Here is a 14,723-nt window from a genome sequence, read left to right as displayed (position 1 = left end):
ATGCCCGAGAAGACCCCGCAGGACTGGGAGACCCTGGAGCAGGAGCTGTACTCGGCCGGTGTGAAGCCCGCTGAGGTAGAAGCTGGTTCGCGTCGTCTGCTGGCGGAAGTCCGTGGGTATCAACTCGCTGAGGCGCGCAAGCAGTCCGGGCTGGCGCAGAGGGACGTGGCCGCCCGGATGGGCGTGAGCATCGCTCGCGTGTCCCAGATCGAGCACGGTGAGGTCGCCACCCTCGACGTCATCGCACGTTACGTCGAAGCGCTCGGCGGAAGGTTGGACTTGGTAGCCGACTTCGGCGATCACACGCTGCGCATGCCGGCAAGTAGTGATCAGGGCAGTGCGGCGGCGTAGTCGCCCCGAAGGCTTCGTGCGGCGATGCGACGAACCGTCCGGCAGCGTTTCTCGGAGAACGGCAGGCTTGCTCCTGCTGTCTCAACCAAGCGCCCACGCCCTCCACGTGCCCAGTCTTCGGATGCGCACGGTACGAAAAGCGCCGAAGAGAAGCGACGAAAAACATACCTTCAGGCCGCTGACCTGGGTTCCCCATTGGAGCGGGTGACGAGAATCGAACTCGCGCTCTCAGCTTGGGAAGCTGATGTTCTACCATTAAACTACACCCGCGCGCGACGCCGGTCGTACCGGTGCAGGACGCGCCGTCACTCTACCTCATGTTGGGCTCCCGGTGCTCGGGCCGTGGGGCTTCCGCGCGTTTCAGGGGCTGGATCCGGCTGCGGGGTGCGGGAGTTGGGGCGTACGGTGGTGGTGGGGAACAGGTTCCGGGTGTGGCCGGAGGGGCGTGGGGAACACGGTTCCGGAGGAGCGGGGTGCCGCCTGGAGGGCCGCCCCTTTCATCCCCTAATGTGGGCTTTCGTCGTCAGGTCGAGGGGTCGACAGGTCGACTGTTCAGACGCGGCTCTTGGGGAAGGGACTCTAGGACTTGATGGAACACACCGTCGTCCGTTGTGCCGATGGGCACATGTTCAGCACCGCTTCGTTCCCGATGCAGCGGGCCGAGCGGCTCGGTCCCGGACGGCTGATGCGCTGTCCGCGGTGCGCCCGGCTGCGCAGTGTCGTGCCGGTGCCGGCGCCGATGGTGCTCGGCGAGCAGCAGCGGGTCGGGTAACGGGTAGCGGATCGACAGTTGTAGCGGTTCGGCAGCTGTAGCGGATCGAGGGCAGTGACCGGCTGTGCGAGGGGTCGGTAGGCGCGCGGGTCGTCCGGTTGTGGGCGGTCCGCGCGTCTTGCGTATCCTCGGGGCGTGCTTCTCTCAGACAAGGACATCCGGGCCGAGATCGACGCCGGTCGGGTGCGGATCGATCCGTACGACGAATCCATGGTGCAGCCGTCGAGCATCGACGTGCGTCTCGACCGGTACTTCCGGGTGTTCGAGAACCACCGGTACCCCCACATCGATCCGTCCGTCGAGCAGACGGATCTGACCCGGCTCGTCGAGCCGGAGGGGGACGAGCCGTTCATCCTGCACCCCGGTGAGTTCGTGCTGGCCAGTACGTACGAGGTCATCTCCCTGCCGGACGACCTCGCCAGCCGGCTGGAGGGGAAGAGCTCGCTCGGGCGGCTCGGGCTCGTCACGCACTCCACCGCGGGGTTCATCGACCCCGGGTTCTCCGGGCACGTCACCCTGGAACTGTCGAACCTCGCGACCCTGCCGATCAAGCTCTGGCCGGGCATGAAGATCGGGCAGCTCTGCATGTTCCGGCTCTCCTCGCCGGCCGAGTCCCCGTACGGCAGTGAACGGTACGGGTCGCGCTACCAGGGCCAGCGCGGGCCCACCGCCTCCCGGTCCTTCCTCAACTTCCACAGAACCCAGGTGTGAGCAGCGGCGTGAGCAACGTACGAGAGAACCTGACCTACGAGCAGTTCGGCGTCGCGGTGCGCGAGCTCGCCCAGACCGTCGCCGACGACGGGTACGAGCCGGACATCGTGCTCTCCATCGCCCGCGGCGGCGTCTTCGTCGCCGGCGGGCTGGCGTACGCGCTGGACTGCAAGAACATCAACCTGGTGAACGTGGAGTTCTACACGGGCGTGGGGACGACCCTGGAGATGCCCGTCATGCTCGCGCCCGTGCCCAACCTGATCGACTTCTCCGACAAGAAGGTCCTGATCGCGGACGACGTGGCCGACACCGGCAAGACGCTGAAGCTCGTCCACGACTTCTGCCTCGGCACGGTCGCCGAGGTGCGGTCCGCCGTGATCTATGAGAAGTCCCACTCGCTGGTGAAGTGCGAGTACGTGTGGAAGCGGACCGATGACTGGATCAATTTTCCGTGGTCCGTCCAGGAACCCGTCGTGAAGCGGGCCGGGCAGGTACGCGACGCGTAAGTCTCAGTTACTGAGTCCCGATCACTGAGTCCCAGTTACTGAGAAGAGGGGCCCCGTTCGGTATGTCACCGAACGGGGCCCCTCTTCGTCACCTCGCGACGCGCGTCAGAAGGTACCCAGCTTGATCAGCGACAGGATCGCGATCAGTTGGATCGCCGACGCGCCCAGCGCCTTCGGCCACGGGAGGTCGTGGGACTTGGAGACCATCAGGGTGAGCAGCGCGCCCGCCGCCACCCAGGTCACCCAGCCGAGGATCTGGACGAAGGGCGCGTCGCCGCCCAGGAACATGGCGACGACCAGACGGGGCGCGTCCGTGATGCACATGATCAGCATGGAGAGGCCGGCCGTGGGCTGCCAGGCTCCGTCGCCGCCGAGCTGGCGGGCCAGGGTGTGGGTGACCACGCCCAGGATGAAGAAGCTGATCACCATGGCGACGGCCGTCGTCAGGAAGATCGGGACCGCGTTGTTCAGCGTGGCGTTGATCGCGTCCTCGCGGGCCTGGTCGAAGCCGAGGACGGCGAGCAGGCCGTAGAGGAAGGTGACGATGAGGGCCGGGGCCCACACCGCGTAGTCGCGCATGACGAGGAAGGTGTGGTTCGGGCTGGTGACGATGCCCTTCAGCAGCTCCTTCCAGTGCAGGCGCGGTCCGCCCGCAGCGGACGGGGCGTGGCCGGCGCGGTAGGTGTCGCCCTGGTGGTACGGGTCGTCCACCGAGAACGCCTGGGTGTGCCCCGCGTTGTTCGCCGCGTACGGGTCGGGGCCGGGTCCGGGGCCCGGGCGGCCGGGACCGGGAACAGGGCCGCCCGGTCCTCCGCCCTGGTGCCCGTGGCCGCCGTCGCCGAAGTACTCCGGCTGGCCGTGGTTGCCGCCCTGCGCCTGGGGCCAGCCGGACTGGTCAGTGCCCTGACCACCGCCGCCGCTGTGCCCGCCGCGGCCACCGTACGGCTGACCGCCCCCGTACGGCTGACCGCCGTACTGCGGGCGCTGCGGCGCCTGGGGGTAGCCGTACGACGGGCCGCCCTGCGGGTTCTGGGCGTGCTGCTGTCCGTACGGAGGGTTTTGCGGTCGCGTCTGAGGAGCGCCGTTGTTCCGGCCGCGTCCGATCCTGAATCCAGCCACGTCGTCGAACGTACCTGCTGTGGGCGGGCGGTGGGTCGGGCCCAGGGGCGCGGGGACGGCTTTGCGGCCGAGCTGTGACATCCCCTAAGGGGCTCTCAGGGACCCTCAGGGCCCGTGCGGGGGCGCCCCTCGCGGGACGCCCCCTGACGCTCGGCCGGTGCTCGGCCGTTCGGGTCAGCCGTCGGGTCAGCCGTCGGGTCAGCCGTTCAGGACGGTGCCGTAACCCGGTGTGCCCGCGGTGCTGACGCCCGTGGTGGCCGGGCCGAAGGCCGTGGCGCCGGTCGTCGAGGGGCCGCTCGTGGTGGAGCGCAGGAACCAGACCGCTCCGGCGCCGTTGTTCTTGCCCGGTGCGGAGACGGTCAGGTCGGCGAGGCCGTCGCCGGTGTGGTCGGTGAGCGAGACGCGGCCGCCGAAGCGGTCGCGCCTGCCCTCGGTGTCGGGGACGCCCGGAGAGTTCTGCGTCCAGTTCTTGGCGCCCTTGGTGGTCAGGCCGGAGGCCGACCCGTACAGGAGGGTGACCGCACCGGTCGTCGTGGCGTGGTCGGTCGACTCGCCGGGGACGCCGACGGCCAGGTCGGCGTAGCCGTCACCGTTGACGTCACCGAGCGAGACGCTGGAGCCGAAGGCGTCGCCGGTCTCGGCGGCGCTGGGCACGCCGGCGGTGTCCTGGGTGATGACGACCGGCTCGCGGGTGGTGTCCCGGCCCGGGGCCGCCGTAGACGACCGTGATCTTGCCGCCCTTCGCGCCCTCCGGGTCGCCGGACACCTCACGGTGGTTGCCGATCACGATGTCGCCGTGCCCGTCGCCGTCGATGTCGCCGACGGCGGAGGTGTAGCCGGGCGGCAGGTACTGGGACCAGAAGGAGAAGTTGCCGAGCCGCGTGTCGTGCAGTCTGCTGATCGCGCGGCCGTCGTCCGTCCGCCCGTGTACGACGAGGTTGTCGTGGCCGGTTCCGGTGACATCTCCGGCGGAGAGGTGGCCGACGCCGTACGTGTCGGAGAAGTTGAGGCCGCTCCCGTAGTACCCGACGAGCTCGCCGGTCTTGGTGAAGGGCCCGTTGATGACCAGGCCCTCGATGAAGCCGGTGGAGCCGACCGCCACGTCGGCGTGGCCGTCGTCGTTGAAGTCACCCGTGGCGACCGACTGCCCGTCGCGGTCGGAATCGGCCCGGTGTTCCTCGGTGATGATGCGTCCGCCCGACAGGCCCGAGGCCGAGCCCCAGACGACGAGGACCGTGCCGCCGTCGGTGTCGCCGTAGTCGGTGTCCTCCCCGGGCACGCCGACCACCAGGTCGGCGTAGCCGTCGCGGTTCAGGTCGGCGGAGGCCAGGGCGGAGCCGAAGGCGTCGCCCGCCTCGGCGGTGCCCGGTATCGCGTTCGAGTTCTCCGTGATCAGCTTGTGCTGCGCGCTCTTCAGGCCGGTGGACCCGCCGTGGACGACGGACACGGCGCCCGCCCCGGCCTGGCCGGCGACCGTGGCGCCCGGCGCGCCGACGGCCAGGTCGATCAGGCCGTCGCCGTTGAAGTCGTACGGGACGGCGGGCTCGGCGGCCGCCTGGGCGACGGGTGCCGACAGGGCGAGCGGGACGAGTGACGCCACGACGAGGGCGGCGGTGGTGGTGAGGGTGCGGTTGCGCATGGGTGTGGGTGCCTCGTGGGAGGGGCGGGCGCGCGGAGTGGACCGGCGTACGGACTCGGACTCGGACTGGTCGTAGGTCACTGGTTGAGGTTCTGGCCGACGTAATAGGTGTTCTTCACCGAGAGGTCGGCCGCGGTGAAGCCCGTGGATCCCGTGGTGGCCAGGCCGGTGGCGGTGCCGCGCATCGACCAGACGCCTCCGGTGCCGTCCTCGCCACCGGCGCCGATGACGAGGTCGGCCCTGCCGTCGCCGGTCACGTCGGCCAGCCGGACCGCGGAGCCGAAGTTGTCACCGGTCTCGGCGGTACCGGGGATGCCGGTGGTGTCCTGCGTGTAGAGCTTGGAGCCCCTGACCTGCGGCCCGGTGGGCGAGCCGAGGAAGACCGTCACGGCGCCCGCGTCCTTCGCCGCGCCGACGTCCGCGCCGGGGGCGCCGACCGCGATGTCGGCGTAACCGTCGTTGTTGATGTCACCCGTGGTCAGGGACGTGCCGAAGCCGTCGTCGACCTTGGCCACGCCGGGCACGCTCGTGGTGTTCCGGTGGATGACGGTCGGCTGCTGGTCGAGGTCGGGGCCGTCCGGGCCGCCGTACCAGACGGTGATCTGGCCGCCCTTGGCGCCGACGGGCTTGTGGGCGCTCGGGTCCACGGGGTCGCCGAGGACGAGGTCGCCGTAGCCGTCGCCGTTGATGTCACCGATCGCGCTCGTGAGACCGTCGGCGTCCGGCATCTTCACGCGCTTGTACAACGATTCCGCGTGCTCCGAGTCCGTGTTCGGTATGCCGGTCCAGCTGAGGTACTCCACGGTGCCGCCGGGGTCGCCGTCCACGAGGTGGTGGAAGACGCGCTCGGCTGTGCCGTCGCCGTTCAGGTCGCCGGCGGTGACCGCATCCGAGGAGGTCACGGGGGAGATGTCGTAATGGCGTGCCGGGATGCCGTTGCGGGGGAAGGGGCCGTTGTATATGCGGTTGTCGTACCGGCCGACGATGTTCACGTCCGTGGTGCCGTTGCCGTCGAAGTCGCCGATCGCGATGCTCTTGGAGAACTCGCCGAACTCGGAGAGCCGGTCGGGGGCCGGCAGCACGGAACCACCGGACAGGCCGTGGCTGCGCCCCCACAGGATGGTGGCCGTGCCGACGCTGTCCAGGCTGCCCACGGACTCGCCGGGGGCACCGACGACCAGGTCGGCGTAGCCGTCGTCGTTCAGGTCGCCGGCGGCGAGGGAGGCGCCGAACAAGTTGCCGGATCTGGAGGTGCCCGGTACGCCGGTGGAGTTCTGGTTGATCACGGTTTTGGAGGACGTCTTCAGGCCGGACGCGGAGCCGTACAGCACGACGACGGCACCGGCGCAGTCGGCGGAGCCGACGGTGGTGCACATGGCGCCGATGGCGACGTCGCGGTAACCGTCACCGTTGAAGTCGTCGGAGAGCCCGGCGGGCGCGGCGGTGGCGGGGGATGTGAGGGCCAGGGAAGTGATGCCCGCTGCGAGGAGCGCGGCGAGGGCGCTGGTGGTGCGCTTGCGCATGGTGGTGACTGGTTCCTTCGTCGGTTGTCGTGCTCCGGGTGAGCCGATCGGCTCACGGGAGACTCACGACAACCGGGCCGAGTTGTACGGGAGTTCGAAGTTTGCCCGGCGTATCCTCGGCGTTCGCCTGGACGTCCCCCGGCGTTATCGCGCCGCGTCGAGTTCGCACCAGACGTACTTGCCACCGCGACCGCCACTGGCGTTCGGGTTGACCTGGAACCAGCCCCAGTCGTCCGAGCAGGCGCGGACCAGGTGCAGGCCGCGACCGGATTCGCCCTGGGGGGTGGAGGGTGCCGGGGGAGTGGGGTCCGTGTCCCAGGCGCCGAGGCGGAAGGAGGGGCCGGACTGTCTGAGCTTGAGGGCGGCGGGGCCGTCGGTGTGGCGGATGGCGTTGCCGAGCAGCTCGGAGGCGAGGAGCTCCGCGGGTTCGATGAGGGCGGGGAGGTGGTGGGTGGTGAGGATGTCGCGGAGGGTGCGGCGGCAGATTCCGACGGCGCGTGGGCCGTGGGGGATGTAGAGGGTGTACTCCCAGGGCATGACGGCTCCTGATGGGGTGGGGCGAGGAGGGGAGCGGTGGCTCTGTCGTGCCGCAGGACATGACGGCTCGATGCACTTTCGCTTCACTGAGTGGTCGTCGTGTCACTGACGGTATGGGGTTTAGTTGTACCCGGTCAAGCCGGACTGGGATACTCGGGCCCTCAACTCTCCGAGGGAATCGGGTACATGCCAGCACGGAGCATCATCACGGCACGCCAGGAACGACTCGGTGTTGAGCTGCGCAAGCTCCGTGAGCGGGCGGGGCTCAGCGGCCGGGAGGCGGCACGCGCGCTGGGGATCGCCGAGAGCAAGCTCTCCGCCACGGAGACGGGGCGGGTCGGGGTGAGTGCCGAGCGGGTGCGGCATCTGGCGGGGGAGTACGCGGTTGACGACGCCGGGCTCGTCGATGCGCTGACCGCCATGGCTGGTGAGCGCGTACGTGGGTGGTGGGAGCGGTTCAGGGAGCTGGTGCCCGTCGGGTACCTGGACCTGGCTGAACTGGAGTATCACGCAGTGGAGCTGAGGACGTTCCAGAGCGTCCACATCCCGGCTCTGCTGCAGGCCGAGAAGCAGATGCGTGCGATCTTCACCGCGACGGTGCCCGCGCTGTCGCCCGAGGAGGTCGACGTGCGGGTTCGCTTCCGTCAGCGGCGTCAGGACATCCTGGGAGAGGTCGGGTACACGGCAGTCGTGCACGAAGCCGCTCTGCGGATCAGGGCCGCCGACGCCGAAGTGGCCCGGGATCAGTTGGTGCACATCCTGGAGCAGTCCGAACGCCCCGGCGTCACCGTAAGGGTGGTGCCGTTCGACGTCGACGGGTTCGCCGGGATCGATACACCGTTGGTGTATGCGCGTGGTCCGGTTCCTCAGTTGGACACGGTGCTGATGGATTCGCCGCACGGAGGGGAGTTCTTGCACGCGGAGGCGCAGTTGCACCGGTACCGGGAGGTGCTTCGCATGGTGGAAGGCGTCGCGCTGGGAGTCGTAGAGTCGAGGGACTTCGTTCACCAGTTCGCGCGGCAGATGTGAGGGGTCTCGCCATGACCGTGGATGCCACCTGGCAGAAGTCCTCGTTCTCCGGCGGAGGCGACTCCTCCGACTGCGTTGAGGTCGCGGCCGTCCCTGAGGCTTTGTGCCTCCGCGAAAGCGACGAGCCCGGCACCGTGGTGACCACCACCACGACCGGGCTCGCCGCCCTCATACGTCACCTGCGCCGGGACATGTAGTCGGCCGGCGGCTCAGATCTGGTTCTCGCCGCCGTCGACGAAGACATTGGCGCCGAGCATGAAGCTGCTCTGGTCGGAGGCGAGGAACGCCACGACCGCGGCGGCCTCCTCGGGGCGTCCCATGCGGCCCAGCGCCGTGTCCGTGGCGAGCTTGGTCCGGACGTCGGCCGCGTTCTCCTCGCCGAAGAGGTCGGTGATGCCGGGAGTGTCGACCGGGCCGGGTGAGACCGCGTTGACCCGGACGCCGCGGTCCTTGAGCTCGTTGGCCCAGGTCCGCGCGAAGGACCGTACGGCGGCCTTGGATGCCGCGTAAAGACCGAACGCCTCCGTGCCGTTGTCGGCGGCGGTCGAGGCGTTCAGGATCACCGAGGCGCCGTCGTTGAGCAGCGGCAGCGCCTTCTGCACGGTCAACAGGGTGCCGCGTACGTTGACGTCGAAGACGTGGTCGAAGTCCTTCTCGGTGATCTGCTCCAGCGGCACCAGCGAGGCGGTCGCCGCGTTCGCGAAGACCACGTCCAGGCCCTGACCCCGGGCGCGGACCGCTTCGTACAGCCGGTCGAGGTCCGCCGGGTTCGAGATGTCCCCCGCCACCGCGGTGGCCCGCTCGGGGCCGCCGATCGCCTCGACGGCGGCGTCCAGCTCCGCCCTGCGCCGGCCGGTGATGAACACGTGCGCACCGTCCTCCGCGAGTCGCACGGCGCTGGCCAGGCCGATCCCGGTGCCGCCGCCGGTGACGACGGCGGTCTTGTTGTCGAGCTGTCCCATGGGGTGCCTCCACGGCCTAGTTCTGTATCGATCGGTACGGAACGAGACCGTAGCATGGTTCCGCACCGATCGGTACGGAAGTGCGGGTGTGCAAAGTACGATGGGGCGCATGGGAACGCAGCAGAAGGCACCGATCGGCCGGCCGAGGGGCTTCGACGCCGACGAGGCCCTCGAACGGGCCATGCGGGTCTTCTGGGAGAAGGGGTACGAGGGCGCCAGCCTCACCGACCTGACCGGTGCGATGGGCATCACGCGCACCAGCATGTACGCGGCCTTCGGCAACAAGGAGGAGCTGTTCCGCAAGGCCCTGCAGCGTTATGAGGAGGGCCCCGCCGCGTACGTGGCCCGGGCCCTGCGGGAGCCGACCGCCCGGGAGGTGGCCGTCGCGTTCCTCGAAGGCTCGGTCTGTACCAGCACCCGCCCCGGCTGCCCCACCGGGTGCCTCGGGGTGCAGGGCTCACTCGCCGCGGGCGACTCCGCGGGCGCCGTCCGTGACACCCTCGCCGACTGGCGCAACGGGGGCACCTCCCGCCTGCGCGAACGGTTCCGGCGGGCTGTCGACGAGGGCGATCTGCCCGCGGAGACCGATCCGGGTGTGCTCGCGCGCTACCTCATGACCGTGGCGAACGGCATCTCCGTCCAGGCCGTCGGCGGCGCCACCCGCGACGACCTCCTGCAGGTGGCCGCCATGGCCCTGCGGAACTGGCCGGTCGCCTGACGGCCCCCGCCGTACGACTCGAACTCTCAGTCGGCACGAACTCTCAGTCGGCACTCTCAGTCGAGGCAGAACTCGTTGCCCTCGACGTCCTGCATCACCAGGCACGACTCGTCGAAACCGTCGGCGCGCAGCAGCTCCACGAAGACCCCGCCGAGCGCGACCAGCCGTGCGCACTCCGCCTCCAGGACGGCCACGCGCTCCTCACCCACGAGCCCGGTGCCGACCCGCACGTCGAGGTGGACCCGGTTCTTGACGACCTTGCCCTCGGGAACGCGCTGGAAGAACAGCCGCGGGCCGGCGCCCGAGGGGTCGACGCAGGCGAACGCCGAACCCTGACGCTCGGGCGGCAGCGAGCGGTCGTACGCGTCCCAGTCGGCGAACCCCTCCGGGGGCGGCGGGACGACGTACCCGAGCACCTCGCACCAGAAACGGGCGACGCGCTCCGGTTCCGCGCAGTCGAAGGTGACCTGGACCTGCCTGATCGACGCCATCGGGCGATCGTAGGGCGGCGTCCTCCGCCGTCTCAAGGGGTTTTGCTCAGGTCAACGGGTTCTGCTCAGGTGCTCAGGAACTCCGCCGTCGAGAAGGTCACCACCGGCGCGGTGCCCACGACCCCCTGCCGCCGGCCCGCGTACACCGCCACCGTGTCTCGCGTCTCCCCCCGGTACGTCCGTACCGCCAGGTCCGCCAGACCGTCCCCGGTGAAGTCGCCGACCGCCAGGACGCGGGTGGTGCCCTCGGCCGGCGGGGTCACCGTGACGGCACCGGACGCGGTGAGACCCTTCGCGCCGCCCCGGTGGACGCGCAGCTCCGTACCGCCGGTGACCAGCTCGTCGTAACCGTCGCCGTCGAGGTCGCCCGCGTCCAGCAGGGTGCCGGGCACATCCAGTTCGGCCTGCGTGGTGGCCGTGGGGCCGGTGAGGTCGTACCGCAGCGCCGTACCGTCCCGCGAGCCGACCGCCGCGTCCAGTACGTCCTTCTCGCCGCCGAAGGCGCCGAAGGCCACGGCCACGCCCGCGGGCAGGGCGAAGCCCGTGCGGGTGGGGCCGGACGGGCCGCCGTACACGACGCTCGACGGGGAGGCGGCGCCGTCCTCGCGGACGAGCAGGTCGTCGTAGCCGTCGCCGTTCACGTCGACGGCCGGGCCGGTCGGGACGCTGCCGGGGGCGTCGAGGGGGCCGGTGGCCGCGGCCGGGGCGCCCTCGCGGCCGAAGGGGCCGCGCAGGTACGTCAGCCGGCTGTCCGAGGCGTGCAGGACCAGGTCGTGCGCGCCGTCGCCGTCGAAGTCGCCGCACACCGGCTGGTCCGGCCAGTCGTTGCCGGCGCGGGCCCGGGCGGGGACGTCCAGCTTCACCGCCTTGCCGGTCAGGCCCGTGGGGGAGCCGAAGAGGACCTGGAGCGGGACGGGGGGCTGTCCCTGGCCGTCGTACGGCGGGTCGGTGGAGACGACGAGGTCGGTGAAGCCGTCCCCGTCCAGGTCACAGCTCTCCTCGGCCTCGAACACGGCGGGCAGCACGCCGTCCGTGGGCGCCGCCTGCCTCGCGGGGGCGAGGAGCTGCCGGGCGCCCGGGTCGAGGCCGTCGTCCGTGCCGTACACGATGCCGATACCGGCGTCGTCCGCGTGGCTCTCCGCCTTGACCAGGTCGTTCAGGACGAGGTCGCGGTGGCCGTCCCCGTTGAAGTCGTCGGGTGTGTCGCTGCCGCCCCTGCCGCGGGGGACGGGCACGCGCGGGTGCCCCTTCGTCGCCCTGGTCACGGGCTCCGGCTTCTTCGCCGTCGCGGAGGTCCGCTCGGTGGAACCGCATGCGGTGAGCCCGAGGACGCCGACAGCCAGGGCCGCCGTCACGCGTATGCCCGCCGTCACGCGTATGCCCGCCTTACCCGTACTTCGTCCGCGCACTGTTCACCTCGTCCGCATCGGCAACGACTGGCACATCATGCACATGTCCAGAGCGGCCGGTAAGGGGCGGGTGGGTACTGGCGTACGAAAACGCCGCCTCCCCGTGCGTACGGGAAGGCGGCGCTTTCATGTACCGGGTACCGGCGGCTACTTCACCGGCTGCGGCTCCGGCGCGTCCTCCGTCTCGGCCGCGCCCGCCGGGGGCTCGTCGTCCGTCACCGGCGTCTTCACCGACTCCAGCAGCAGCTGGGCGACATCCACGACCTGGATGGACTCCTTGGCCTTGCCATCGTTCTTCTTGCCGTTGACCGAGTCGGTCAGCATGACGAGGCAGAACGGGCAGGCGGTCGACACGATGTCGGGGTTGAGCGACAGCGCCTCATCCACCCGCTCGTTGTTGATGCGCTTGCCGATCCGCTCCTCCATCCACATCCGCGCGCCGCCCGCGCCGCAGCAGAAGCCGCGCTCCTTGTGGCGGTGCATCTCCTCGTTGCGCAGGCCCGGGACCTTGCCGATGATCTCGCGCGGAGGCGTGTAGATGTTGTTGTGACGGCCCAGGTAGCACGGGTCGTGGTAGGTGATCAGACCCTCGACCGGGGTCACCGGGATCAGCTTGCCCTCGTCGATCAGGTGCTGGAGCAGCTGGGTGTGGTGGATGACCTCGTAGTCGCCGCCGAGCTGCGGGTACTCGTTGCCGAGGGTGTTGAGGCAGTGCGGGCAGGTGGCGACGATCTTCTTGGCGGACTTCGGCTTCCGGGACTCCTCGGTCACCTTGCCGTCGTCGTCCGTCTCCTCGCCGAACGCCATGTTCAGTGACATGACGTTCTCCATACCGAGCTCCTGGAACAGCGGCTCGTTGCCGAGGCGCCGGGCGGAGTCACCGGTGCACTTCTCGTCGCCGCCCATGATCGCGAACTTCACGCCCGCCATGTGGAGCAGCTCGGCGAAGGCCTTGGTGGTCTTCTTGGCGCGGTCCTCCAGGGCGCCCGCGCAGCCGACCCAGTACAGGTACTCGACCTCGGTGAGGTCCTCGATGTCACGGCCGACCACCGGCACCTCGAAGTCGACCTCCTTCGTCCACTCCAGGCGCTGCTTCTTGGCCAGGCCCCAGGGGTTGCCCTTCTTCTCCAGGTTCTTGAGCATCGTGCCCGCCTCGGAGGGGAAGGCCGACTCGATCATGACCTGGTAGCGGCGCATGTCGACGATGTGGTCGACGTGCTCGATGTCCACCGGGCACTGCTCGACACAGGCGCCGCAGGTGGTGCAGGACCACAGGACGTCCGGGTCGATGACGCCGTTCTCCTCCAGCGTGCCGATCAGCGGCCGCTCGGCCTCGGCGAGGGCCGCGGCGGGGACGTCCTTGAGCTGCTCCTCGGACGCCTTCTCCGCGCCCTCCATCGTCTTGCCGCCGCCGGCCAGCAGGTACGGGGCCTTGGCGTGCGCGTGGTCGCGCAGGGACATGATCAGGAGCTTGGGGGAGAGCGGCTTGCCGGTGTTCCAGGCGGGGCACTGCGACTGGCAGCGGCCGCACTCGGTGCAGGTGGAGAAGTCGAGGAGACCCTTCCAGCTGAACTGCTCGACCTGCGAGACGCCGAAGACGTCGTCGTCGCCCGGGTCGGTGAAGTCGATCGGCTTGCCGCCGGACGTCATCGGCTGGAGGGCGCCGAGGGCTGTCTCCCCGGTGGCGTTCCGCTTGAACCAGATGTTGGGGAAGGCCAGGAAGCGGTGCCAGGCGACACCCATGCTCGTGTTGAGCGAGACCGTGATCATCCAGATCAGCGAGACGCTGATCTTGATCATGGCGACGAAGTACACCAGGTTCTGCAGGGTGCCGGTGGACAGGCCGTCGAAGGCGGCGACCAGCGGGTACGAGGCGAAGTAGGCGGCCTCGTAGCCGTCCACGTGGTGGAGGGCGCCCTCCAGGCCGCGCAGTACGTAGATCGCCAGGCCGATGGTGAGGATGACGTACTCGACGAAGTACGCCTGCCAGGCCGTGGAGCCCGCGAAGCGGGACTTGCGGCCGGGGCGCGAGGGCAGGTTCAGCAGGCGGATCGCCATCAGCACGAGGATGCCGAGGACCGTCATCACGCCGATGAACTCGATGTACATCTCGAACGGCAGGAACCCGCCGATCACCGGCAGCACCCAGTCGGCCTGGAAGAGCTGGCCGTACGCCTGTGCGAGGGTGGGCGGCAGCGTCAGGAAGCCGACGGCCACGAACCAGTGGGCGATGCCCACGATGCCCCAGCGGTTCATCCGGGTGTGGCCGAGGAACTCCTTCACCAGCGTCACGCTGCGCTGGTACGGGTTGTCCGTCCGGGTGCCTGCGGGTACGGGCTGGCCCAGCTTGAAGTACCGGACGAACTGGCCGACGGCGCGCGCGAGCAGCGCCACGCCGACCACGGTCAGGACCAGCGACACGATGATCGCGGCGAGTTGCATGGAGGGCTCCTCGGGCCTGCGAGGGTTCTGTGGGGTCTGACGGGGCTCCCCGCCTACCCCGACCGGTGATTACTAAGCGGTAACTTATGCAGTCCTCTGAGACTACCCACAACCGGCGCCGCACTGTAGTCAGGCGTGCAGTGATCTGGATCGCTGAGGGTTGCCTGAGGGGCCGCCGTCGCGGTCCCGGGGTGCGGCGTGGCCGTGCACGTCACCGCACCATTGTCCGCGCTCGAGCCGCCTCCTCGGTCACGGCCCTCCAGGTGTCCGCAGGGCCCTCTGGGGGACAGATCGTGTTATTCACCGAATATTGGTTCAAACGGGCATAGCCTCAGCATGTGCTGTACGGAATCCTCACCGCCGCCTCCGCCCTGCTCCTCGCCTCCGCCCTCGCGGCGGCCGTGCGGGTGCCCGCGCTCCGTCTCGGCCTGGTCGAACGGCGGCGGGCCCGCGGGGTGCCGCTGACCGGGGGCGTCGCCCTGGTCGCCGCGACCGCCCTGGTGGCCGGGGCCGG

General features: G+C 69.9%; 16 protein-coding genes and 1 tRNA gene. 7 read left to right on the top strand and 10 right to left on the bottom strand.

The annotated features are described in order from the left end of the window. Positions 1-351: a helix-turn-helix transcriptional regulator gene (locus UW392_RS12390; RefSeq protein WP_320774984.1), complete on the top strand. Its 351-nt coding sequence runs from the start codon at positions 1-3 to the stop codon at positions 349-351. A gap of 196 nt (positions 352-547) precedes the next feature. Here the strand turns inward: UW392_RS12390 and UW392_RS12385 are convergent. After that, positions 548-621: transfer RNA gene (locus UW392_RS12385), tRNA-Gly, on the bottom strand. Positions 622-940: 319 nt separating this feature from the next. Between UW392_RS12385 and UW392_RS12380 the strand changes: the two genes are divergently transcribed. The 3 genes from UW392_RS12380 to UW392_RS12370 all read left to right on the top strand — a co-directional run bounded on the left by UW392_RS12380 (position 941) and on the right by UW392_RS12370 (position 2,340). Next, positions 941-1,123, top strand: a complete 183-nt coding sequence (locus UW392_RS12380; protein ID WP_320774983.1) for a hypothetical protein — start codon at positions 941-943, stop codon at positions 1,121-1,123. A gap of 135 nt (positions 1,124-1,258) precedes the next feature. Then, the gene (gene dcd, locus UW392_RS12375) at positions 1,259-1,834 is read left to right on the top strand and encodes a dCTP deaminase (protein WP_320774982.1); all 576 of its coding nucleotides are present in this window, start codon (positions 1,259-1,261) and stop codon (positions 1,832-1,834) included. A gap of 8 nt (positions 1,835-1,842) precedes the next feature. Further along, complete coding sequence (locus tag UW392_RS12370) at positions 1,843-2,340, top strand: phosphoribosyltransferase (protein WP_320774981.1); 498 nt, start codon at positions 1,843-1,845, stop codon at positions 2,338-2,340. Between the two features lie 105 nt (positions 2,341-2,445). Here UW392_RS12370 and UW392_RS12365 read toward each other — a convergent pair whose 3' ends face one another. The 5 genes from UW392_RS12365 to UW392_RS12345 all read right to left on the bottom strand — a co-directional run bounded on the left by UW392_RS12365 (position 2,446) and on the right by UW392_RS12345 (position 7,158). Further along, positions 2,446-3,540: a Yip1 family protein gene (locus tag UW392_RS12365; protein ID WP_320774980.1), complete on the bottom strand. Its 1,095-nt coding sequence runs from the start codon at positions 3,538-3,540 to the stop codon at positions 2,446-2,448. Between the two features lie 117 nt (positions 3,541-3,657). Next, a complete protein-coding gene (locus UW392_RS12360; protein WP_320774979.1) occupies positions 3,658-4,113 on the bottom strand; it encodes an FG-GAP repeat protein in 456 nt (151 codons plus the stop codon). Next, positions 4,058-5,179 carry an FG-GAP-like repeat-containing protein gene (locus UW392_RS12355; protein ID WP_320774978.1) on the bottom strand — a complete coding sequence of 374 codons (1,122 nt, stop codon included), beginning with the start codon at positions 5,177-5,179 and terminating at the stop codon, positions 4,058-4,060. Before UW392_RS12355 ends, UW392_RS12360 begins: the two co-directional genes overlap by 56 nt. After that, positions 5,176-6,621 carry an FG-GAP-like repeat-containing protein gene (locus UW392_RS12350; protein ID WP_320774977.1) on the bottom strand — a complete coding sequence of 482 codons (1,446 nt, stop codon included), beginning with the start codon at positions 6,619-6,621 and terminating at the stop codon, positions 5,176-5,178. Before UW392_RS12350 ends, UW392_RS12355 begins: the two co-directional genes overlap by 4 nt. Positions 6,622-6,765: 144 nt before the next feature. Beyond that, positions 6,766-7,158 carry an ATP-binding protein gene (locus tag UW392_RS12345; protein ID WP_320774976.1) on the bottom strand — a complete coding sequence of 131 codons (393 nt, stop codon included), beginning with the start codon at positions 7,156-7,158 and terminating at the stop codon, positions 6,766-6,768. Positions 7,159-7,344: 186 nt separating this feature from the next. Between UW392_RS12345 and UW392_RS12340 the strand changes: the two genes are divergently transcribed. Both UW392_RS12340 and UW392_RS12335 read left to right on the top strand, forming a co-directional pair. After that, on the top strand, positions 7,345-8,187 hold the full coding sequence (locus UW392_RS12340) for a helix-turn-helix transcriptional regulator (RefSeq protein WP_320774975.1): 843 nt from the start codon (positions 7,345-7,347) through the stop codon (positions 8,185-8,187). 11 nt (positions 8,188-8,198) lie between these two features. Beyond that, a complete protein-coding gene (locus UW392_RS12335) occupies positions 8,199-8,384 on the top strand; it encodes a DUF397 domain-containing protein (RefSeq protein ID WP_320774974.1) in 186 nt (61 codons plus the stop codon). Between the two features lie 12 nt (positions 8,385-8,396). Here the strand turns inward: UW392_RS12335 and UW392_RS12330 are convergent, their stop codons facing one another. Then, positions 8,397-9,149 carry an SDR family NAD(P)-dependent oxidoreductase gene (locus UW392_RS12330; RefSeq protein WP_320774973.1) on the bottom strand — a complete coding sequence of 251 codons (753 nt, stop codon included), beginning with the start codon at positions 9,147-9,149 and terminating at the stop codon, positions 8,397-8,399. A gap of 109 nt (positions 9,150-9,258) precedes the next feature. Here UW392_RS12330 and UW392_RS12325 point away from each other — a divergent pair, with 109 nt between their 5' ends. Further along, positions 9,259-9,867: a TetR/AcrR family transcriptional regulator gene (locus tag UW392_RS12325; protein ID WP_320774972.1), complete on the top strand. Its 609-nt coding sequence runs from the start codon at positions 9,259-9,261 to the stop codon at positions 9,865-9,867. Positions 9,868-9,923: 56 nt separating this feature from the next. On the opposite strand, the gene UW392_RS12320 is transcribed toward UW392_RS12325, so the two are convergent. From UW392_RS12320 to UW392_RS12310, 3 genes are all read right to left on the bottom strand, one after another. After that, positions 9,924-10,358, bottom strand: coding sequence for a VOC family protein (locus UW392_RS12320; protein ID WP_320774971.1), 435 nt, complete (start codon positions 10,356-10,358; stop codon positions 9,924-9,926). A gap of 65 nt (positions 10,359-10,423) precedes the next feature. Next, positions 10,424-11,737, bottom strand: coding sequence for a VCBS repeat-containing protein (locus UW392_RS12315; RefSeq protein WP_320775002.1), 1,314 nt, complete (start codon positions 11,735-11,737; stop codon positions 10,424-10,426). Between the two features lie 177 nt (positions 11,738-11,914). Beyond that, positions 11,915-14,209: a (Fe-S)-binding protein gene (locus tag UW392_RS12310; RefSeq protein WP_320774970.1), complete on the bottom strand. Its 2,295-nt coding sequence runs from the start codon at positions 14,207-14,209 to the stop codon at positions 11,915-11,917. Positions 14,210-14,723 lie beyond the last annotated feature (514 nt).

Source organism: Streptomyces sp. CRN 30 (assembly GCF_034105845.1).
Note: the sequence above shows the minus strand (reverse complement) of the source record. Positions and strands in the feature narration are given on the sequence as shown.